Genomic DNA, 20,939 nt, shown 5'->3' on the forward strand with positions numbered 1-20,939 from the left:
TTCCATTCCTTACACGATGAATACGTGGATCTATTCTACAGAAGGTGAAGACGCCCGGGATTTAGACGAGATTTGAATGAGGGCTCCGCTCGAATTCCCTTCGAGAGGGCCCGTCCACCCTTGTAATCCATTTTTCAGAAGATAAATATTGGGATAATTATGTCGGCTCAGAAAATCGCAGGCAAGACGACTCCGATCTCCACCCGCGCAATACACCAGGATTTTATCTGATTCAATCGGAAGTTCCGCCTGGTACCGTATTTCTAAATCCTCAACAGGAATTAATGTCGCTCCCGGAATTCGCTGTTTGGCAAATTCGGCTTTGGTGCGGACATCCAACACGAAAACATTCGATAAAGAGGAAGATGGCACGAGCCATTTGGCTGCATCCCCGCAGGAAATTTCATGATACAGCAGGCCATTTCTAATCAACGTATCGGAGACGCGCTGACCTCGAGCCAAGAGTGCCGTCTGGATGCGTAAAGGCTCTACGGTTGATTCAATTTTTCCAGAAAGTGCGCCCAACTTTAGCTCAAGGTTATATTGCTCACGTTTCAGGCGTATAAGGTCCTGATGGAGTCGCCGAGCAGACCAGAGCGCCACACTCGCGAGACACAAACCGAGGCCGACGAAAATTATTCCTAGGGTATCCATCTGACCAATTTGTCTCTTTTTCTCAGAGACGGCCCCTCTCCATTCACGATTCACACATCGGTCATTGTGTAGTCTTGCCGCCCTAAAGAGATTTGTGCCTTACAGAACGAATGTCTCCCAAATATTTTTGGCGTGAGACACTCTCGCTGTTGATAGAATATGTAAAAAACAGAAAACCACTGTAGGAGAAAAACATTCAGTGGAATATTGATAACTGGTCGGGGCGAGAGGATTTGAACCTCCGACCCCCGCGTCCCGAACGCGGTGCGCTACCGGTCTGCGCTACGCCCCGATCATTACGAGTCTACTGATCAAGAAGGAAAAGGCTCATACGGTAATCCATGAGCATCGGCAACGGCTTGGCATGTCACACGACTACTGAACACGTTCAATCCATTTCGTAAGCCAGGATGATTGCGCAGGGAACCTTCCAACCCTTCTTCGACCAGCTGGACTATAAAAGGTAGCGTGGCGTTGGTCAAGGCTAAAGTCGATGTATACGGCACAATTCCAGGAATATTTGCGACGGCATAATGCAGGACTCCATCAACAACGTAGACCGGATCGCTATGCGTGGTCGGGTGGGTCGTCTCCGCACACCCACCCTGATCAACTGAAACATCGACCACCACTGATCCCGGCTTCATGTCAGCAATCATGGATCTCGTGATCACCCGAGGCGTTCGTGCCGCAGGAAGATACACGGCTCCAATCACAAGATCCGCGCGCGAGAGAAAGTGGTGAATCATGGACTGGGTGGAAGCCACTGTGACGAGACGACCGGGATAGTGATCATCCAACATGCGTAACTGCCATAGATCCAGACTTAACACCGTGACGTTGGCCCCCATCCCCACCGCAATCTTCACGGCAGAGGTCCCCACGACACCCGAGCCCAATACCACGACCTCCCCTGGCGGAACTCCCGGCACCCCGCCTAACAAGACCCCAGAACCTCCACGTTGCTTTTCCAAATAATGTGCCCCAATTTGTACCGACATTCGTCCGGCAATTTCACTCATGGGACGCAAAAGAGGAAATTGTCCCTTTGCATCCTCAGTCGTCTCGTAGGCGATGGCTGCGCATCCGACACTCAGCAAAGCCTCTGTCAAGGCTTTGGAAGCCGCCAGGTGCAGGTAAGTAAAGACCACATGATCTTTCCTTAGAAAAATCCACTCTTCAGATTGCGGCTCCTTGACCTTCACAATGAGTTGAGCCTCTCCATACGTCGCTTCCATCGTTTGGGCCAGAACTGCACCGGCTTGCCGATAGAGGTCATCACTGAACCCACTCCCTTCTCCGGCTCCCTGTTGAATGACGACCCGATGCCCGCGACCACACAATTCCTTCACTCCATGAGGAGTCAGTGCCACACGAAATTCATGATCCTTAATTTCTTTTGGGATCCCAATCACCATATTCTTAACCCCTTTCACCTCTCTGTGGCCCTGATGTCGGCCCACATCCTATTCACCAACTATCTACGTTTTATCCAATAAATACGAGGACTTTCCAGCCGACCTGTTCCCGTGACCTGGACAGGTTCCTGAAAACTCAGGTAAGATCGGCTCTTTATTTTCCCTTTGCTTTTTCGGGTATTTTCATGGGAATTTAACGAGTATGAGTAAATTCACGCATCATATTTTTGTGTGCATCAATGAACGGCCCAAGGGAGATCCACGAGGATGTTGCTCAGCCTTAGGATCTATCGGATTACATGCTTTTTTTAAAAAAGAAGTCGAGCGGTTAGGGTTAAAAGGAATTGTCCGCGCAAACAAAGCCGGCTGTCTGGACCAATGTGAGTACGGACCAAGTGTCGTCATCTATCCCGAAGGCGTTTGGTATTGGGTTGGCCAGGAAGCTGATGTCACCGAAATCATGGAGCGACATATCGGTAAAGGGGAAATTGTGGAACGGCTCTTGATGCCAGGGAAAAATGGTTCGTTACCCACAGTCAACTCCTAATGCCTTGTCCTTTCACATACGGACCACTGGTCCCCTAAACCTGTCGCCACAACCTGGCGCATGGCCTTCATCTTATGGGCAATGAAGAAAAATGGAAAGCCAACTTACGAAAAGTGGCCTTTTTAAAGTCCTTTCCCGGCTGGCTCTCCTCCTGGGAACAGGGGCTAGGAGCCTCCATTGAACAAGTCCTCCCGATTCCCGGGCATGCTCCCCATACCGTCCTCCTCCTATCAGAGGGCCGCTTTGTGGTTACTCCACCCGTTCATGACGAACCGCAAATGGTGACAGCCGGACTCGTGGCCGCTCGTCCACATCTTGAATCCATTCATGCCAGCGCATTTACGGAATACGATCATCTGACACGCCTGGATCAGGAATTAGGACGCATGGCCAGGTTAGAAAATATTCTGAATGCCATTGATAACAACCTTGATCGAATTCCTGAACTCAAATCGCGCATTCAGGATTTAGTCAAACAATGGGACAGGGAGAATCATCATTCACAATGAATATGCTTGAAATGTTTTCCGGAGCCCTTTTTGAAGGAGTGAGCCCTATGATGGTGAGAAGAGACCACTTGGTCCGACATCCGGACCGTTGCACCCATAATGCGATCTGCATTCCAATTTGTCCGACAGGAGCCTGGCTTTCGACTCCTCCCTACAAATTCGATTCGTCACGGTGCATGGAATCGTGCCGTCTCTGTCTGGATGCCTGCCCATCTCAGGCTATTTACGGAGTCTTCCGCAAAGGCGAAAAACTTCTCGTAGCGAAGCAAGAGTAAATTAAATAATCCGCTTCCTCCAATATCCCCAATAGGCCGTACCCACGGTACCACAGCCACCGGTGAGTCCGGTTGATGCCACGATTTGATAGACATCGCTCCGTGCAATTTTGATGGGTGAATGCGGACTCAGCACAAGCGGAGACACCGACAACTGTTGTAAGGTACGAATCCCGATCAAAATCGGCCACATGCAAGCCAACCGCAGGCGAATCTCCATGCGGGGTATGGCCATTGTATAGCGCCATCCTTGATCTAAATGATCTCGCGCCTCCTGTATTAATTTTCTGAAGAGGGGGCGAAATGCGGGTGCAGAGTTCTCATCGAGCAGTTGCTGGGGAGTAAGAGATACCTGATCCAGCAATACTGTCGGGATATAACACCGCCCATTCCTCAAATCCCGTGGCAAATCCCTTAAAATATTGACCATTTGCAACCCCTTCCCATAGCGAATGGCAAGAGGAATCATACAGGCCTGATCCCACCCTCGAAATCCCGGAAGGTGGCTGCATACCATCTTCGTCCAAAACTCTCCCACGCATCCCGCAACCGCATAGGTGTAATATTCAAAATCATGAATCGCCTGTAAGGCGCGTACCGCCTGCCTTTCCGATTTTTGGGGAAACTGATGGAGGTCAAACTCCATTCCTCCAATCAGCACAGACAGAACCTGCGCAATCTGAGACCGGTCGGTCGGAGTAAATTTTTGGTAAATTTGGAAACACCCCTCCAATTCTTCCAACAAGCGACGCTCATCAGGATTATTTTGTTTCGTGAGGACTTGCGTCTGGATTTGTTTGATCTGTGCCAAATCGGTGGTACTTCCCCATAGCTGCCCTTTTAACAGACGCAAACATTCCAGGCGGACCCCATCCTCTACTTCTCCCGTATCGGCGATCGTATCCGCAGCTCTGGCCAACAAATAGGCCAGACCAATTTGTGCACGAACCGCGCGAGGCAGAATAGCCAGGGTTAAATAAAAGGAGCGGGAAACCCGCTTGAGCACTTCACTGAGGAGGTGTTGATCCGGGGAAGAAAGGCGCATAATCTAGCGAACGATGAGACGGCCTTCCATCCCTTGCTCACGATGCGTGGGAAAGAACAGAAGCTGTTTATCGCAATAAAAAGGATAGATGCCGGGCTCGGTCAACGTAAGGGTGACAGCTTTCGTATCGCCGCTGGAAATATCCAGGTCCACCAGACGAGTGCCGCTGGGGTCATCCAGCAAAAAATTATGAGGAACCAGAAAAGACTGATTACTCAGAGTCAGGGTCAGGGGTTTACCCGCTTTCACCACCATTTCCGATGGCGTATAGGCATAACTTTCCATACTGATCATGACCTGTTGTCCGAAAGGTTCCTCCACTGGAGGCAAGGAAGACTCAGACGGTTGGGCGTATAGACGGTCGGAAAAACTCCCATAGCCCATCACCACGACGAGACTCAATATCAATCGTGTATAATAATTTACAGAAAAAATGTCTAGAATAAATGATCTCCTCATCAGTCAAGATATCATAACGGTTTTCCAGACAAGGGTCACGCCTTTCCCTCTCTTGACTCTCAAGAAAAAGGTGTTATCTTCCAACATGTTGAAATCTAAAATCGCTTTTTAGGACACTGGTAAGGGGATCATTTAATCATTCATGAAGTCGAACATATTAGCGTGTTTCCACAAGCGGATGTGAAACAATTAAGGGAGATTGTCTATGAAAAAACTTAAAGGAATTGGTTTATTACTAATTGCCAATATCCTCATCTTTATCACCCTCTCAATCTCGTTCACCGTGTTGTCTGAGATGATTCTCCCGGCCTTCGGGATCGATCTCCGTGGATCAATCGCTCAAATGGATCTGTTATGGGCATTTGTCATCGGATTTGGTGGTGCATTTATCAGTTTGGCCTTTTCCAAACAAATGGCCAGGGCCTTTATAGACTGCACGCAAATCACAGAACCGCGAAACCAGGCGGAAAGAATCGTGTTTGACACAGTCCAAAAAATATCTGAAAAGTTAAGCATTTCCATGCCGGAAGTATGGATTTATGAATCGCCAGACCCCAATGCGTTTGCCACCGGACCCACAAGAAACAACTCGATGGTGGCCGTATCAACCGGCCTGCTCAACAACCTTAATGAAGGTGAAGTGCGAGCCGTCCTGGCTCATGAAATGGGCCATGTCTACAACGGCGATATGTTCACCACAACCGTGTTGGCAGGCCTGATGAATACTTTTGTCTACTTTATTAGCCGGTTTATTTACCGGCAGGTAGCGGAACGTAATGAAGCATTAGGATTTGGAGTCTATATCGTGTTGCAAATTGTTCTCTCCGTCCTGGCGATGATTCCCATTAGCTGGTGGTCCCGCCGTCGGGAATTTGCAGCCGACCGGTTCGCAGCCAACACCGTAGGCAAAGAACATATGATCTCTGCTCTGGAGGGCATTGATCGTTGGGTGCAACGCACCCAGTTTGAATATAGCACCCAAGATGCACTGGCTACGATGAAAATATCGGGGAAATCGCACAGTTTCATGCAGATATTTGCGACTCACCCGCCAATTGAAGCGAGGGTGACTGCGTTACGGCAACTCTGACTCGTAAAATAGGCGTAATTCAAAAAAGGGACTTGGCATGGCCAGGTCCCTTTTTTTTTATCGTCTTTCCGCCAATCCGAATTGTTTCAAAACAAAAGGAGCGATTTGTTTGTCCACGGCCGGAGAAAATGCGAGTTAATTCAGCGTTCTGACATCGTATTCATGGGAACGGACTACTGGGAACTCCTTCATTCCATGCCGGCAAAGAACAGGAAGGAGCGAGGCGGGAGGTTGAACCAGTGCGACAGGAATACGTAATTGCTGAAGATGATAGAGCCCATACCCACACAAAATCAGCCCCATCGGGCCCATGGATTCCACCTCAGAAAAATCAACGAGTACTTTTCGATAGTCCAGACCTATCGCTCGCGCTCCCGCCTTTTCAAACATCTCCCCGAGAGAATGATCCGGCAAACCCAATATTCGAATAACTATGGCATCCGGTAAAACCCGAAGTCCCCATTGCATTAGGAAATCCTCCTCAAGCCTGAATGATCGGTGTTGAGGCACCCACTCTCGTAGCGCCACCTATCCATACAGGATTGAGTGAACCCTTTGAGCCATACCCCTACAATTCCCTATTTGAACTAGCGTCGTCTTTTTGGACCGAGTCCTTCGCCAGGCCCACCTGCGATGACCGCGGGATTGCCCTGATCAGGCAGTTCTATTGTGAGAACAAGTGATTGAGCGCGTAGAAATGGTCGAGGGCATGAAATCAAAAAGTCTATCGTAGGGTGATTGGCAACATGGCCCAGACAGATGGCCTTGAAAGCATTGGATATCACAATGGGAGTGGAAAGCAGGATGAACTGTCTCGAGCGCAGAAATTAATTTCCCATGACAGCCTGGGCTGATTCTGGGCCGAATCCCAATCTCAACATTTTTCTGAATTCCTTCCCGAGACAAAAGCCGGAAACATTCAGAACTCTATGCCCGAAGAAGATAAGGGAAGTGGTGGATTGAATTGGAGCGGGCGAGGGGATTTGAACCCCCGACAACTTGCTTGGGAAGCAAGGACTCTACCACTGAGCTACGCCCGCTCACGAGATCAGGATTCGCATTCTAGGTGTGGGCTGAGTCTTAGTCAAGATACAAAAAATTGGCGAGCGGCTGAATTGGCTCTGCCGTCGAAGTCGGTCACTCCCGAATGTATCCGGATGAATCTATTCCCTGAATTCAATGATCGCAAATTTTCGCTTGCCAATTTTCATCGGATAGGATCGGCCAGGCTCGAAGGTCATCATCCCGTTGGGGTCCGCAAGCTTTTCTCCGTCCACCTGGACCCCGCCCTGGGAAACGAGCCGTCTGGCCTCAGATTTACTGGGCACTAAGCCCGTCCGCATCAGGAGGTCAACGACCGGCATGGAATAATCTTGCGAGTGGGGAAAATCCGTGGGAGTCAGTTTCACGCGAGCATCCGGTTCATCGGGAAAATCCCGCTTTTGAAATCGCTGTTGAAAATCAGCCTTGGCCTCTTCCACGGCATCCCTTCCGTGATATTGTCGAACAATCTGCTCGGCCAAAGCCATTTTGGCTTCCATCGGATGTTGATGCTTGACCTCATCCAAATTGCGGACCGTCAGCAGTTCGTAATAGCGCAGCATCAGGACATCGCTAATAGACATCAGCTTCCCGAACATGTCTGCCGGACGATCTTCCAAGGCGATATAATTCCCAAAGCTCTTACTCATTTTCCGGACCCCATCCGTGCCTTCTAACAACGGCATGGTGAGCACCACCTGCGGTTTTTGGCCGTAATCCCGCTGCAAGTCACGCCCGACAAGGAGGTTAAATTTCTGATCGGTTCCACCCAACTCCACATCGGCCTCCAACACCACGGAGTCGTACCCCTGCACCAAAGGATAAAGAAATTCATGCACGCTGATATGCTTTTGCTCCCGATATCGTTTTGAGAAATCGTCCCGCTCCAACATGCGCGCCACGCTATAATGTGAACACAACTCCACCATCTTTTCCACCCGCATGCCACTCATCCAATGACTATTGAATTCGATACGGGTTTTCTGTGGGTCCAGGGTTTTGAAAATCTGTTGTTCATAGGTTTTGGCATTGGCCAGCACCTGCTCTTTCGTCAGCGCCACCCGGGTTTCCGATACCCCGGTCGGATCGCCAATCATGCCGGTAAAATCCCCAATGAGAAAAATAACTTGATGCCCCAACTCCTGAAAGTGCTTGAGTTTTTGGATTAACACGGTATGACCCAAATGCAGGTCCGGCGCCGTAGGATCAAACCCGGCTTTAATCTTGAGAGGACGCTGTTCTTTTAAGGACTCCGCTAATTTGGCTTTTAATTCGTCGAGCTGAATAACCTCCACGGTTCCCCGAAGAATAAGGTCCAGCTGCCGGTTGATTTCTGAAGGTGTCATCTTGTAAGCCACGCTCTGTGAAAGTGAAAAATTAACTCCCGATCCCTATCGCCATGGTTGAGGCCCGGACACCAACAAGAGGGCGCAGTTGCTCCAACCGTTTTTTTCCAATACCCGGCACCAGAGCCAAATCTTCAACGCGTCGAAATGCTCCATGAGACGTTCGATGTGCCACGATTCGTCCTGCCAGGATTGGTCCAATACCAGGAAGATGCTCTAATTCAGCTAAGGTGCCGTCATTCAAGTCGACAGTAAACGCCGCGACTTCCCTGGATTGTCCACCTTCTCCCTTTACCCCCTCCTGAAGAGGCTGAACCACATTTCTTCCCACAAGGCGTGCCACGCTCACAACCTCGTCAGGACCACCCGCAGACCCGGAAGGAAGGGTGCGTAATGACTGAGCATCTGAGATTTCAAGCGGAACAACTGGAGAAAGGGACGGTTGCGGCCAACCAACCCAGTAAACGAAAAACACCCCCATTCCCAACAAGGCCATTTTCAACAGGAGCGAGCTTCCCCAGGAAATTTTGCCTGAATGCCTATCAGATGCTTGGAGCGAGCTGGCGGGAGACCTTGGCGGTTCAATGTCTTTCATCTTGAATCAATGAATTGGCTTCATTTTCGCTTCATAAGGATTATCAGCGCTTTCGCGCCTGGTGAATGGCCATGCCCTCCACATCCTCGGCTGCCTCCATCAACCCTTCCGAAAACGTCGGATGCGCATGGATCATGTTGGCGAGATCCTCAACCGTCAACCCACCCTGCATGGCCATGGCGGCTTCATGAATAAGGTCCGCCGCATGAGCACCGATAATATGAACGCCAAGAATTTTCTTGGTCTGTTCATCCGAAATCACTTTGAAATGTCCAAACGGTTCACCAACGGCCTGTGCTTTTCCGAGACCGGCATATTTAAATCGCCCGACCGCGACCGCCAACCCACGTTCCCGGGCCTGGGCCTCAGTCAGTCCGACACGCCCGATTTCCGGCAAGGTAAAAATTCCTGCCGGAATGACATCATAGTTAATGGCCTGCGGCCGGCCCATCGCGTTTGAGACGGCCACTTTTCCTTGGGCCGAGGCCACATGCGCCAACATGAATTTTCCCGTCACATCTCCAATCGCGTAAATACCGGGGACGGAGGTTTCCATTTTTTCATTGATCAGAATCTCACCCCTGGCTCCCACCTGCACGCCGACCTGTTCCAGCCCTAACCGGCCGGAATTCAGACGACGCCCGACCGAAACCAGCAGGTGGCCTGTCACCAGTTCTTCTCCCGAAGCCAGCGTTGCTCGCACTCCCTCATCAACAGCCGCCCAATTGGTAATCTGCGTATTGAGATAGAGTTGTATCTTGCGTTTTTTCAACTCACGAGTCATAGTGGAAATCGTATCTTCATCCTCAAGTGGCAGCACCGACGGCATCATTTCGACCATACTCACTTCCGTTCCCAACCCGCTCAACAAGCAGGCAAACTCACATCCTTCTATCCCACCGCCGACAATCACCATGCTCCTGGGAATCTCCGTGAGATCCAGCGCCTCCTTACTGGTCAACACGCGTTGGCCATCAATGGGAAACTGAGGCAGTTCAGGCCAGGAAGAACCTGTGGCAAGAATAATGGCGTCGGCATCAATGGTGGAAGAGGACCCATCAAGATGGGTAACCCGCACCTGCCGGTCATTAACCAGTTCGCCTCGCCCCGGCACGTGGGTAATTTTCCACTGCTTCAACAAGGTGCCGATTCCCTTTACGAGCCCACGAACCACTTCCTCCTTACGCGCAACCATGCGGGCAAGGTCATAGCTCACAGGCCCCTCAATGTTGAGGCCAAACGGCTGGGCATGCCGAACCCGCTCGCCAAGATCAATAAAGCCCAACAGGGTTTTACTGGGAATACAGCCCCAATTCAGGCACACCCCACCAAGCACCTGTTCCTCAAGGATCGTCACCATGGCCCCTAATTGGGCGGCGCGAATAGCCGCCACATACCCACCAGGACCTGATCCGATAATGACAATGTGGGGGGGGGAGGTGGTCATGATTCCTGTGAGGCTAAAAATGCCGTGTATTGCTCCGGCGTCATCAACCCATCCACCTCACCAGGATCGGCTAATTCCAGCACCGCGATCCACCCCTTGCCATAGGGATCCTGATTGAGTAGTTCGGGATGGTCCTGAAGTTCTGTATTTACTTGAAGAATTTTTCCGGTGACCGGCGTGTAAATCGTCGAAGTGGCTTTGGTCGACTCCACTTCTCCCAATTGATCTTCAGCTTGCAGCGAGGTTCCTACTTTAGGAACGTCCACAAACACTACATCCCCCAGGGCATCCTGAGCAAAATTGCTAATCCCTAAGGTCGCCTTTTTCCCTTCAACGCGAATCCATTCGTGTTCCTTGTGAAATCGTAAATCCTGTGGCTCCATTCTACCCCCTTTTGTTCGAAACGATGATGGCGTTCATAGTTGTCTGATGTCTCCCATGCACCTCATGAAGCGAGTGTCCCCAGCTGCATGAGGCAGGACAGTACCGGAGCATTCAAGAAAATGCGCGAAGATCGTGCACGACACCAATTCCCGAAGGAAACTCACCGAGCAGTGAGGTACTGCTCCCGCCGGTTCCCGGCACAATGCGCTTTCCTCTCTCCGCCGGCATACTCACCCATACCCGTCGCGGATCGTCAAGCACGGGTAGCAAGCGGGTTAATACCGCCTTCGTCGAAATGCGACGGAGCTTCTCAATGGCCGACACTTGATCGGACGAGGAGTGCCGGTCAATTTCCGGCCGCACAAAGAAAAATGAAAACGGGCGACGGATGGCTTCCATTGCGTCCTGGGCATAGTCCACCAGAGCCCGAACCGGATCGGTCAATCCATGTGGATGGAGCTCCAGACCACATTGAACCGTTAAGTGGCGTTTGCGAAGCTGGCCAATCAACTGCTCAACAACAGTCAATCGCTCACGAGCCTTCCATCCCGCCCAGCGCCAAAACACGGAATCTTCCTTAGAAGCGCCTGAAGGCCGGGTTGATCGACTCGCTAATTTCGATGCTTTGAGGGGATCAAACCCCGACTGAAAGGTCCGTACGGGATCAAAACTCACACCGAAGGCGGTTTGAAAACGGGTCAATCCCGACGGCGACACCCCGTCATACACCCCCATGGGGTAATCGTCGAGAAATACAAGACCATCCACGCTGTCCTCGGAAAGATGCGTGAGAAATTGATCGAGAAAACGTTGATACTCCGGATGAAAAATATCAAAAAACCTGGAATCCTGAACCTGGTGAGTGGTCGTATTATACCTGCCGTCCCGCCATTCCGGCAGAGGGGAATCATGCCAATTGCCAAGACAACGGAGATTCACTCCCACATACACCAACAGCTGCAACTGATGACTGCGTTCCACATATGAGCGTAGCAACGTCTGGAGATCAAGCAGATGGCGAGGGGACCGCGACGTCGTCCGCTGTTGATCGGTGTGGAATCCGGCTCCCTCACAACCCAAATCAATCAGCAGGGTGGTAATTCCATCAGCCTTCATCTTTTTTATTCCCTGGTCAAACCCTCCACTGGCCGGCAATTGTTCAAGAGTTAACCGGATGGCCTGAGTATCGAGAGGCGGCATCGTAAATTGTTCAAGTAATCGTTGAAGTTCATTGAACTGCACTTGAGCGCCGGCTTGATAAGGATTGGCGCTTCCCGCAACGGTGAGTATGCGGTACTGATCCCTGGCGGCTTCCCATTCTCCAACCTGACGATAGGCTTGAGCCAGCAACCATCGGCTTTGGACTTCAATGGGCTCTCCAGGAAGAAGCGCCAGCAAGCGCGTCAGTCCGCTAATAGCCTGCGGATAGGCTTTTCTCTCAAAATCATCCTTGGACCGTTGAAAGAGTTCTGCGTGAATCTGTTGAATATCCTGAGGAACGTCAGGTGGTGATGACTCAATGCCTTCATCGCGATCCTCCGGCACGGACTCGACGGCCGGGGGAGGAATGGCACCACTCACCGGTGGCCCCTGGGGAGGACGTGTTCGCCCGCATCCGGCCAAGAGCCCCAGGCACAACAGCAAACTACACATTTTCAACCATGTTGTCATATGGCAATACGTGCGTAGAGGGAAATTAATCCTAAACCTATACACTAGATTTATGAGGAGAAACATGCCCGCCGTTTTCGGCGGGCAGCGTACCGGAGTCAGTGGATTTTAGAAATACAGGCTCAGTTTGATCTTCCACTAGCCCAAATTGGATTCTGCGAAAAAGTACCGGATCTCAATTTGAGCATTCTCAGTGGAATCGGACCCATGCACCGCATTGGCCTCAATAGAAGCCCCATGCGCAGCCCGAATGGTACCCGGATCGGCTTTTTTCGGATCGGTCGCTCCCATCAAATCGCGGTGTGTTTTGACTGCGTCCTTTCCTTCCAACACCACAACCACCACCGGCCCCGAACTCATATAGGTCGTTAAGTCATTAAAGAAGGGGCGTTCTCGATGCACAGCATAAAACCCTTCCGCCACCCCTTTGGATAACCGCATCATTTTCATCGCAACCGGAAACAACTCGGCCTCTTCATAGCGGCGGATAATATCACCAATCGCATGTTTGGCCACCGCATCAGGCTTAATAATCGCTAACGTCCGCTCTGACATACTTCTCGTCCTTTCCAAAAAATCCCATAATAAAACCCTGTGAATAAGAAAGGAGCATTTTACGGCCCCTCCTAACCAGTTGCAATCTCAAGGCCACACTTAAACGGCTGTAATCACAATGACTTCGGCTGGCTGAAACACAACACACTCAGGGATGGAATGGGAATCAGGATGTTGATCCAGCGAACTGACACGCCACATTCCGGGAGAAGACGGGAGGGTGCCCAACTCATCGATGGCTACCTCAACCGTCTCTTGAGTATTGGTATTGAGACAGAGGAGTGCCCAACTGTGCGGATTTTCCAACGACCGCCGCTCCAAAACGCACAGATTGGGGTTGGCCATCGACCGTTGAACCAGATCCCCCTCCCCTTGCCAGAGCGGCACCTCCAACTTCAAGTGATTCACCGCACGGATAAAACTCTGCAAATCCCATCGGGGGGATTCCCAATCATCAGGAGTGGTCTCCACCACATGCAGGGATTGTTGAAATCCGAATTCATACCCCATCGGGATCATGAGGCCGGTTGAGAACAAGGCGGCAAAGGCATAGCGTTGGCGTTGAACCGCCTCATTCCCTCCCGACTCAGAAGCCAGACGCGGGGTATCATGCGACTCAGGAAACCCAATAGACGGCATAGCCTGAAATTCCCGATGCTGATTCAGACACCAGGCATCCTTGAAATTCCACCATTTGGAGCTGTTACAAAAAAAATGAAATCCCGCTTCTCCCAGCGCGCGCGTCTGCTCCAGGGTACAACCAAGATTCTCCGCCCAAAAGACGGCCTGCGGATTCACGCGTTGCGCCCGGTGAATAAGAAAGCGCCATAACTCACCGGGAACTTTATAGGCCGCGTCACACCGAAACCCCTGAAACCCCAATTCAAGGTACCGGTCAACCAATTGCCCCCAAAACTCCCAGAGATGTTCCCGGTCCGGAGAATGCCGATTATCAATTTCGGCTAAATCGCCCCACACCGTTTTCTTGCTGGGGTCATCCGGATCAACCGCATACGGATTTTCAACTTTTCCCTGACCATCCCGCATGTACCAGTCGGGGTGCTGGGTCACTAGGGAGGAATCGATGGCCGTGTGGTTTAATACGAGATCCACCATTGGTGCCAGGCCACATTGGGCAATACGTTGAAGCGTGGGACGTAACACATCAAGGCGCTGGTCCTGAGTCCCTTCCGGGAGAAATGCCGGATTCAGGAGATCATATTCTTTGATCGCATATAAACTTCCCGAGAATCCCGGCAGATGAATGGGATTCACAAAGAGCCAATTAAACCCCATGCCTGCCGCCCGTTCCGCGTGCGAGATCCAGCGATCACAAGGACCGGCCAGGCGAGGGAACAGATTATAAATAAGAGGAACGTGGTGCGAAGAGTGCATCAAGACAAACCTACGCTTTCTCCGGACAGACCTGAGGTGGACGGCTATCCGAAATCAGACCTTTTGAAAAGATGATTTTGCCAACCTGTTTCACATTGGCGCACAAGTCACCCAATCCGGGGGTGACCAACCGAAACGGCCCGCCTCGTTCGGAAGGAAACGGCGCGCCATTCTGTTCATACACAAGAATTCCGAAGTCTGCAGCTTGCTTGATGGTCAAACAAGCTGAGAATTTTCCGTCCTGCGATTCGAAGGTCACATGGTCGGCTCCCACATTAAGGGTTACAACATCAAGTATTGCTTGAAATTTGACGCCTCGGACACTCAGCCCTGGCATCACGGTGGGCAATTCAGACACCTGATGCGTGGCAGGAAGTTGTGCCAGCGTCGTTCGCGTAAAATTGAGAGTTTGCAAAATGGTCCCGTTCAACTCTATCGTGGCCTCGGTGGAAAGGCTGGATGCGGTCATGGCCTTAATGAATGCCGTCAACATGTCATTCATAGGGGTAGGCACCCCAAACGCCTTGCCTTGTTCGGTGATAAAACCATTCAGTTCATCAATCTCAGTGGGTCGTCCGGCCGACCAATCATCATACATCGACGTATGAATATCTCGAAGCTCTTGAGCCCATTTGACGACCTTCTCCGGCATATCCTCATCCAACGGCACACGGTGCACCGCCATGGCCACGGCCGAGACTTCCCGTACAATGGTCGCGATAACCGGTTGAAACTCCTGATGATCCAAGGCTTTTGCCACCCGATCATTCAGCAACACCGTCAGCGGGTTAAACACACAATTCCAACACATTTTCTCCCACTTGGCGCGCCGGATATCAGGATTAATGAAACAGGGAATCCCCGCCCCTTTCAATAAGGCCAGGATGGCTTGGAGTCTGGGAGTTTCCATCCCCAATGGTTCGCCAATAGTCAGCATGCCTTTCTTATAATGGTCGATCACCCCCGGCTCGGCGATCTTGCTATAGATAAATGCCACTCCGCCCACAATCCGCTCCCGGCCAAATCGGACCATTAGGGTATCCTCAATCGTCACCCCGTTTTGCAAGGTCAGAATAATGGTATCCGGTTTCAGCACCGGCTCAATCTGGTTCATTGCCTCATCCAGGTCATAGGCTTTGATCCCCAGCACAATCAGGTCCGGTGGGGGCAGCTCCTCGGGATCTGAAGCTACGGGGGGATGCACGGTAAAACTCTCACCAATCGCGCTCCGGATGGTCAGCCCGTTTTTAGCCACGGCCTCCCTGGTACGCGGTCGCAGGAGGAACGACACATTCGGATTGTGGCGAGCCAGGTGCGCCCCAAAATATCCCCCAACTGAGCCCGCCCCCACAAACAAAATCTCCTTCATCCGATTACCTTTGATTACCTTTCCATTTTTACTGAAATTTCGCGTGATGGTTTACTTATCAACAAGCCAAATCAGGATGAGACCTGACCATTGCTGTCATCCTGAGCTTTTGCGAAGAATCTGTGCCCAAAGCAACAGGCTCGGGCTCCGATGTATGACGCCAAAACAGAATCCCTCACTCTATCAGAATTGCCCCCGCTCTCCTACGGACATTTGTCTTACTTGGCACCATGAAACTGCAGCTGCCGCCAGGCCTCATAGACAACGACGGCAACAGCATTGCTCAAGTTTAAACTACGAGAATCGGGCCGCATGGGGATGCGCAAACGATGCGTGGGAGGAAGCGCTTCTAAAATATGGGCAGGCAAGCCCCGCGTCTCGGGACCAAAATACAAGGCATCGCCAGGCTGAAACGCCACGTCGTGATAGGGTCGCTGCCCTTTTGTGGTGATCGCAAAAATACGCGAGGGCTTTTGAGCATTAAGATAGTCTTGGAGGGTGGGATAATCCTTCATCCGGGCCAATTCATGATAATCCAACCCGGCCCGACGGGCCCGCTTGTCATCCAACTCAAATCCTAACGGATGAATCAAATGCAAACCGAATCCGGTATTCGCACATAACCGAATAATATTCCCGGTGTTCGGGGGAATCTCCGGTTCATAGAGGACAACATCTAACATTACTAGTGCTTCAGCAAGTTCATTATTCGAGAAGTCATTGATCTCCTGCATGCTTTCCAGGCGTTTCTCTAATTGCCCAAGCCAACAAAAGCAGAAGACCAAGCAGCACAAGTGGAACCGGCACAGCACCCATTTCTCCAGCTCTCAGGTGTGTCAGCGTTGCACCGACCATGGTGATGCTCAAGACCCCAATGCCATACCATTGGGTCCTGGGAATAAACAAACAGAGTCCGCCGCCGACTTCAATGATCCCGGTCAAATACAGAAACCAGAAGGGATATCCCCATTGCGCAAAATGTTCGACTTGGGATGGGCTGCCCATGAGCTTGGCTCCCCCTGCCGCAATAAAAAAAATCCCTAATAGCACACACAGGAAAATTTTCATCACGCGCTTCATGGCATCGCCAACCCATTTAAAAAAGAAAGATCTGAGCCCAACCAAGCTCTTACTCTTAAACCTTTTTCAATACGACAGAACAACAGACGACTCGTAGTATATGCAAGACTCTCGTTTTTCCCATTTCTGCACCTCCTTGTCATCTTAACGATTACACCGGTTAGAGCCAGTTTCGATTCCGTCCTTGCGCAAAAGCCGAGTGACCATAGGTGCAGCATGCTGAAGAAGAGAGTTGATAAGCCAGGTTCATTCAGCAAATCGGAATGGTTGTCCTTGGGACAAAAAGCATCGAGTCGGGCGGAGAATCCCTTTACGCCTCCAGCGAATCACGCCCATGGCCGAGCATCCCGCGCAGGCCAGGGGGAGATTTCTGCTGGATGGGGACATGGATCGCAAGGCCCGTATTCATTAGCTCCTGATGAGCGGGCGCATTTCTGTGTTGACGCCGAGCGATAGGGCTGAGAGGCACCGCCTTTTTGCGGCGCCCTTCTCAGACCATTGATTGAGTAAATGTTTTTCGTGGTCCAAGGTCAAATTCAGCTTAATTTGTCAGGAGCACCTCTATGTTTCTTCTTCTCCAATTTGCTCAGTCGAGGTTGTTAGCCACTTTTTGCCGGTACTACTTTCAACGTAATAGACCGGCTTCTCATTTCGTAACATATCGGAAAGATAGACGGCATTCTCCTTTGGGGGAAACCAATTCACATTTTTCCAAACTCCAGACACTTTATAGTGAAAAATAAACCAAGGACGCTGTTGTTCCAAGTCATACCGGAGAACATAGTTTTCGACCATATGAACAGCCATGATGAACTCCTTCCTCCTGAAATTTTGCATGACGGTTAACACAAATCTCGTAATGCTATTCCTGAGCTATCACCCCCTTTTCAATCCTGCTTAGGAATGATTGAATGGATTGGCATAGTATGCGAGATCATTCTATGCTGTCGGTGTAACACGACTGCGATTCTTTCGAAAAATACACAATAGTCTCTTTAAACCATACTGCCAAAGCTGCGAAGCGGAATCCGCTCACGTCATTTACTTCTCAGCTCCACGGTCTTGCTTCGATGCGTAACGTTCCAACCAGGCCAGGACGAGCGTTCTGCTCGATGGGAATATCGAAGGCAATGCCGGAATTCGGTTTTCCCTTGATGAGAGGACGCGAGTCGACCTCTTTGCCGGGTTTGCCGGGATTCATGTCCTGGTAGCCATATTTGATGCGCCATCCACTCGGACTTTCTTTATCGGGAAAGGCCTCGACCAGAATCAGCTCACGATAGATAAACCCACCCTCGTAGTGCCGCTTCATGAAGAGCAAGCCATCCACGACGTAATCGGGTACCAGCACCTTGATGTCGAAGGCAAAGCTGACAGACTTGGACGATTTAACGCTTTTACTCGGGTCCAGAAAAATGGAGAAGAGGTGTGGACTCTTCGTGCGGTCGGGCTTGCGTTTGGTACCAGCCTTTCCGGGAAAGAGTTCATCGTAGCTCCGGAAGATCGCCGAACTCTCACGCACCTCGCGCCGCGTCATCTGCCACTGACAGCCGCGCACGCTGGCGGCAATTTCGAACTGATACGACGCCCGCACTGTCTTACCGTCGTCAAGTGCCTTTTGCACCTCCACCGGTAACGTGATGTCGTCGATGTTCAGAATGCCATCCACGCGTAATTTACCGAACAGGAACCGCGTGAGGTTCTGGTAGCCTTCCTCGGAGTTCACAATACCGTAATGGCCCGAATGGCTCCTGTGCACAAACGCGCGGGGCGAACTCACATCCTTGCCGTTGGGACCCGCGCCATGCGTGGTGGCATTCTCGATGCGCACCAGCCCGTCGCTGGCATCGCCCGCCGCCCACGCCGAGATGCCGCCGGCCACGGTATAATCGCGTGAATCGGTGCCGACCAGATTAAAGATGCGCTCGGGCGGAAAGTTTTTCACCACCGAGACGTCATTACCCTTGGGCACCGCAAGGTAGGAGGCCATCTTGTCGCGATTGAAATTATTGATATCGCCGAACGAGAGCCAGCCCGGAACATTGCGTACGATCCGCATGTCAATGCCATTGTGAGGCGTGGCATAGGTAAAGACTTTATCAACCGCACCTCGCGCCTCCGCTGAGCCGAGTTTCGTATTCTGCAGAAAGGCCCGGCAGATCAGCCCTCCCATGGAGTGCGCCACGAGATACACACGATAGTCGTTGGGCGTGACTTTATTGGCCTTATTCGCACAGACCTTTTCGCGCAGGCGCAGAATGAGAGTGCCCAGGCCTTTGGCGAAGTGCTCGATGGGCGGCGTCTTGCCATCCCCAAAGTCTTTCGAGGCTTCATCGTAATAGCGGTAGATGATAATCGAGCGATATGGGACGGGATACTCGGTACGCTCAGCTAACACGAGGTCGTCTCCATCCACAAAAACATCCTCATATTCGTGGTCGCTCATTAACCGCACGAGGGGCGACTCAAAATAAAAACGCTTCACGTCGCCGGTCCAGGCCGTGCGCGATTTGGTCGAACCGATATTAAATCCCATATAAGGGTCGGCCACCGTTTCCTCAATCTCGCTCTGTGTCGCTGCGAAGCCACGGACATAGATAATCGGGTGGTAGGGATGCTGCGCGGATGTCGTCATGAAGGTACCTCCGAATTACGGTTGGGCGAATGTCAGTGTGAACTAGCCTTCTTCTGTTCCAGTTTATTTTCCATCGCAGATGCGAGAATCGGCTGAGAGGAGATTTTTGGTCAATTCAGGAAATTAGTCAAGGTGTGAAGAGGAAAAAGAAGAACTAGAAGGGTCAGCAAGACAGCAGGAAGATTTGGAATTTCGCATTCACTCTTGATAGGGTATATCTACTACGTTCTTGATGGCCGGAGAGACCAGATTCGTCCAACCCAATGGAGCGTTCTATGCTTCACAGTCTCAGCCGATGCAATCCGAGCAGACTTCTTTTCTTTTTCTCCCCACGATACGAACATGAACGAAATGCCGAGCGGCCACGGCAGCGATTAGGGATCCGATACCTGAGGCCTGCTCGGAGCGCGTCTGTCCTGCTGATCAGTCTGACCCTGACGATTTCTCTCACGGATAGACTGTGGGCACATGAGGAGCCGCTGACCAAGTCCTCATGGTCGCAGGAGGATCAAAAAATCCTACAGAACATTCAGACCATACTCGTCGCCGGCACTGTCCAAACGTGGTTGAATGTGCCGAGTCCACCCTACAATGTGGGGGTGACCTTGAAACTCAAACTGGAAGATGCGGGGTTTCAGGTGGTCTTTGATCCCAAGCAACCACATGATGCGATGCTATACATTCAATATGAGGAAATACCCAGCGGACAGTTTCAGGTATTGGAACAAGCGACGGCTATCCGCTACGACATGAAGCTGGTGCATGACCGTTTAGGCAAAATCTTTTCACATCACTTTGAAGCAGAACCCAATGCGGTTCCCCTCGGAAGTCTGTATTGGGACGCGATTGGTAATCTGGAGGAAGATCCGTATTACTGTTTTGTTGGAGATCTGATTCGGGGACATATTGATCGGGACCAGAATGCACAGGAGATGTTAATGGAGGTGTTGGTAAGGCCCTTTACCCAAAAAGAGTTGGTGAATGCGGCCGGAGCCCGGGGAGCGACTCAGGCTATTGTCCAACAACGCGCCAGGTTGAATATCATTCAGGAACTCGGACAGGGGGCATTTCATACCCCTGAAGCGCAAGCAGTCTTATGGACGGTTGCCAAAAAAGCGCAACCCACTGAACGGGGGGCCGCCATGACCCAACTTGGCGAGATTGGCGACACCACGTTTCTCTCTCCACTCTCAACATTGTTGGAAAAAGAAACCGATCCCGAAGTGCGGTCGGCTGCGGAGCATGCGATCCAACTCATTGAATCCCGGTAACGTACACGAGAAAAAATTTCACGTGGGTATAGCAGTCCTGTAGCGGTAGCCCTCGCAAATAATCTTCCTGAAGCATTTCCAGCCTCTGGTTTGATCATTTTTGCAACTTCCCGCACGGCACATTCCTACTGCACAATCCACAGTCTTCTATTG

At 51.2% G+C, this 20,939-nt stretch carries 23 protein-coding genes and 2 tRNA genes; 6 read left to right on the forward strand and 19 right to left on the reverse strand.

What is annotated here, in order from left to right:
- Nucleotides 1-30: 30 nt before the first annotated feature.
- From PQG83_RS06570 to ald, 3 genes are all read right to left on the reverse strand, one after another.
- The gene (locus PQG83_RS06570) at nt 31-654 is read right to left on the reverse strand and encodes a rhodanese-like domain-containing protein (RefSeq protein WP_312748002.1); all 624 of its coding nucleotides are present in this window, start codon (nt 652-654) and stop codon (nt 31-33) included.
- A gap of 215 nt (nt 655-869) precedes the next feature.
- Nucleotides 870-946: transfer RNA gene (locus PQG83_RS06575), tRNA-Pro, on the reverse strand.
- A 19-nt stretch (nt 947-965) separates the two neighbouring features.
- Nucleotides 966-2,072 (reverse strand): alanine dehydrogenase, encoded by a 1,107-nt coding sequence (gene ald / locus PQG83_RS06580; protein ID WP_312748003.1) that lies wholly within the window; start codon nt 2,070-2,072, stop codon nt 966-968.
- A 202-nt stretch (nt 2,073-2,274) separates the two neighbouring features.
- On the opposite strand from ald, the gene PQG83_RS06585 reads away from it, so the two are divergent.
- From PQG83_RS06585 to PQG83_RS06595, 3 genes are all read left to right on the forward strand, one after another.
- A complete protein-coding gene (locus PQG83_RS06585; protein WP_312748004.1) occupies nt 2,275-2,619 on the forward strand; it encodes a (2Fe-2S) ferredoxin domain-containing protein in 345 nt (114 codons plus the stop codon).
- A 74-nt stretch (nt 2,620-2,693) separates the two neighbouring features.
- Nucleotides 2,694-3,128, forward strand: coding sequence for a hypothetical protein (locus tag PQG83_RS06590; RefSeq protein ID WP_312748006.1), 435 nt, complete (start codon nt 2,694-2,696; stop codon nt 3,126-3,128).
- A 47-nt stretch (nt 3,129-3,175) separates the two neighbouring features.
- Nucleotides 3,176-3,403 (forward strand): hypothetical protein, encoded by a 228-nt coding sequence (locus tag PQG83_RS06595; RefSeq protein WP_312748008.1) that lies wholly within the window; start codon nt 3,176-3,178, stop codon nt 3,401-3,403.
- Between the two features lies 1 nt (nt 3,404).
- On the opposite strand, the gene PQG83_RS06600 is transcribed toward PQG83_RS06595, so the two are convergent.
- Nucleotides 3,405-4,448 (reverse strand): phytoene/squalene synthase family protein, encoded by a 1,044-nt coding sequence (locus PQG83_RS06600; RefSeq protein WP_312748009.1) that lies wholly within the window; start codon nt 4,446-4,448, stop codon nt 3,405-3,407.
- A 3-nt stretch (nt 4,449-4,451) separates the two neighbouring features.
- A complete protein-coding gene (locus tag PQG83_RS06605; RefSeq protein WP_312748011.1) occupies nt 4,452-4,907 on the reverse strand; it encodes a cupredoxin domain-containing protein in 456 nt (151 codons plus the stop codon).
- Between the two features lie 205 nt (nt 4,908-5,112).
- Here PQG83_RS06605 and htpX point away from each other — a divergent pair, with 205 nt between their 5' ends.
- The gene (gene htpX / locus PQG83_RS06610; RefSeq protein ID WP_312748013.1) at nt 5,113-5,997 is read left to right on the forward strand and encodes a protease HtpX; all 885 of its coding nucleotides are present in this window, start codon (nt 5,113-5,115) and stop codon (nt 5,995-5,997) included.
- Between the two features lie 135 nt (nt 5,998-6,132).
- Here htpX and PQG83_RS06615 read toward each other — a convergent pair whose 3' ends face one another.
- The 12 genes from PQG83_RS06615 to PQG83_RS06670 all read right to left on the reverse strand — a co-directional run bounded on the left by PQG83_RS06615 (nt 6,133) and on the right by PQG83_RS06670 (nt 16,868).
- Nucleotides 6,133-6,465 carry an STAS domain-containing protein gene (locus PQG83_RS06615; protein ID WP_312748015.1) on the reverse strand — a complete coding sequence of 111 codons (333 nt, stop codon included), beginning with the start codon at nt 6,463-6,465 and terminating at the stop codon, nt 6,133-6,135.
- 497 nt (nt 6,466-6,962) lie between these two features.
- Nucleotides 6,963-7,037 (reverse strand) — tRNA-Gly (locus PQG83_RS06620).
- Between the two features lie 123 nt (nt 7,038-7,160).
- On the reverse strand, nt 7,161-8,384 hold the full coding sequence (gene tyrS, locus PQG83_RS06625; protein WP_312748017.1) for a tyrosine--tRNA ligase: 1,224 nt from the start codon (nt 8,382-8,384) through the stop codon (nt 7,161-7,163).
- A 31-nt stretch (nt 8,385-8,415) separates the two neighbouring features.
- Nucleotides 8,416-8,979, reverse strand: coding sequence for a ComEA family DNA-binding protein (locus PQG83_RS06630; RefSeq protein WP_312748019.1), 564 nt, complete (start codon nt 8,977-8,979; stop codon nt 8,416-8,418).
- 43 nt (nt 8,980-9,022) lie between these two features.
- Nucleotides 9,023-10,426, reverse strand: coding sequence for a dihydrolipoyl dehydrogenase (gene lpdA / locus PQG83_RS06635; protein ID WP_312748021.1), 1,404 nt, complete (start codon nt 10,424-10,426; stop codon nt 9,023-9,025).
- A complete protein-coding gene (gene gcvH / locus PQG83_RS06640) occupies nt 10,423-10,809 on the reverse strand; it encodes a glycine cleavage system protein GcvH (RefSeq protein ID WP_312748022.1) in 387 nt (128 codons plus the stop codon). Before gcvH ends, lpdA begins: the two co-directional genes overlap by 4 nt.
- Before the next feature lie 112 nt (nt 10,810-10,921).
- A complete protein-coding gene (locus tag PQG83_RS06645; protein WP_312748024.1) occupies nt 10,922-12,481 on the reverse strand; it encodes a tetratricopeptide repeat protein in 1,560 nt (519 codons plus the stop codon).
- Between the two features lie 138 nt (nt 12,482-12,619).
- Complete coding sequence (gene ndk / locus PQG83_RS06650; protein WP_312748026.1) at nt 12,620-13,036, reverse strand: nucleoside-diphosphate kinase; 417 nt, start codon at nt 13,034-13,036, stop codon at nt 12,620-12,622.
- Nucleotides 13,037-13,135: 99 nt separating this feature from the next.
- Entirely contained in the window at nt 13,136-14,431 is a 1,296-nt protein-coding gene (locus PQG83_RS06655; RefSeq protein ID WP_312748028.1) for an alpha-amylase family protein, read from the reverse strand.
- 10 nt (nt 14,432-14,441) lie between these two features.
- Complete coding sequence (locus tag PQG83_RS06660) at nt 14,442-15,800, reverse strand: 2-dehydropantoate 2-reductase (RefSeq protein WP_312748030.1); 1,359 nt, start codon at nt 15,798-15,800, stop codon at nt 14,442-14,444.
- A gap of 218 nt (nt 15,801-16,018) precedes the next feature.
- On the reverse strand, nt 16,019-16,483 hold the full coding sequence (gene trmL / locus PQG83_RS06665; RefSeq protein ID WP_312748032.1) for a tRNA (uridine(34)/cytosine(34)/5-carboxymethylaminomethyluridine(34)-2'-O)-methyltransferase TrmL: 465 nt from the start codon (nt 16,481-16,483) through the stop codon (nt 16,019-16,021).
- Between the two features lie 34 nt (nt 16,484-16,517).
- Nucleotides 16,518-16,868, reverse strand: coding sequence for a DoxX family protein (locus PQG83_RS06670; protein ID WP_312748034.1), 351 nt, complete (start codon nt 16,866-16,868; stop codon nt 16,518-16,520).
- 228 nt (nt 16,869-17,096) lie between these two features.
- On the opposite strand from PQG83_RS06670, the gene PQG83_RS06675 reads away from it, so the two are divergent.
- Nucleotides 17,097-17,336, forward strand: coding sequence for a hypothetical protein (locus PQG83_RS06675; protein WP_312748036.1), 240 nt, complete (start codon nt 17,097-17,099; stop codon nt 17,334-17,336).
- Nucleotides 17,337-17,441: 105 nt separating this feature from the next.
- Here the strand turns inward: PQG83_RS06675 and PQG83_RS06680 are convergent, their stop codons facing one another.
- Together PQG83_RS06680 and PQG83_RS06685 are read right to left on the reverse strand one after the other, a co-directional pair.
- Nucleotides 17,442-17,687 (reverse strand): hypothetical protein, encoded by a 246-nt coding sequence (locus tag PQG83_RS06680; RefSeq protein ID WP_312748038.1) that lies wholly within the window; start codon nt 17,685-17,687, stop codon nt 17,442-17,444.
- 241 nt (nt 17,688-17,928) lie between these two features.
- Nucleotides 17,929-19,515, reverse strand: a complete 1,587-nt coding sequence (locus PQG83_RS06685) for a PGAP1-like alpha/beta domain-containing protein (protein WP_312748040.1) — start codon at nt 19,513-19,515, stop codon at nt 17,929-17,931.
- 275 nt (nt 19,516-19,790) lie between these two features.
- On the opposite strand from PQG83_RS06685, the gene PQG83_RS06690 reads away from it, so the two are divergent.
- On the forward strand, nt 19,791-20,786 hold the full coding sequence (locus tag PQG83_RS06690) for a HEAT repeat domain-containing protein (RefSeq protein ID WP_312748042.1): 996 nt from the start codon (nt 19,791-19,793) through the stop codon (nt 20,784-20,786).
- Nucleotides 20,787-20,939 lie beyond the last annotated feature (153 nt).

The sequence above is a fragment of the Candidatus Nitrospira neomarina genome, from assembly GCF_032051675.1.
Classification (GTDB): Bacteria; Nitrospirota; Nitrospiria; order Nitrospirales; family UBA8639; genus Nitrospira_E; species Nitrospira_E neomarina.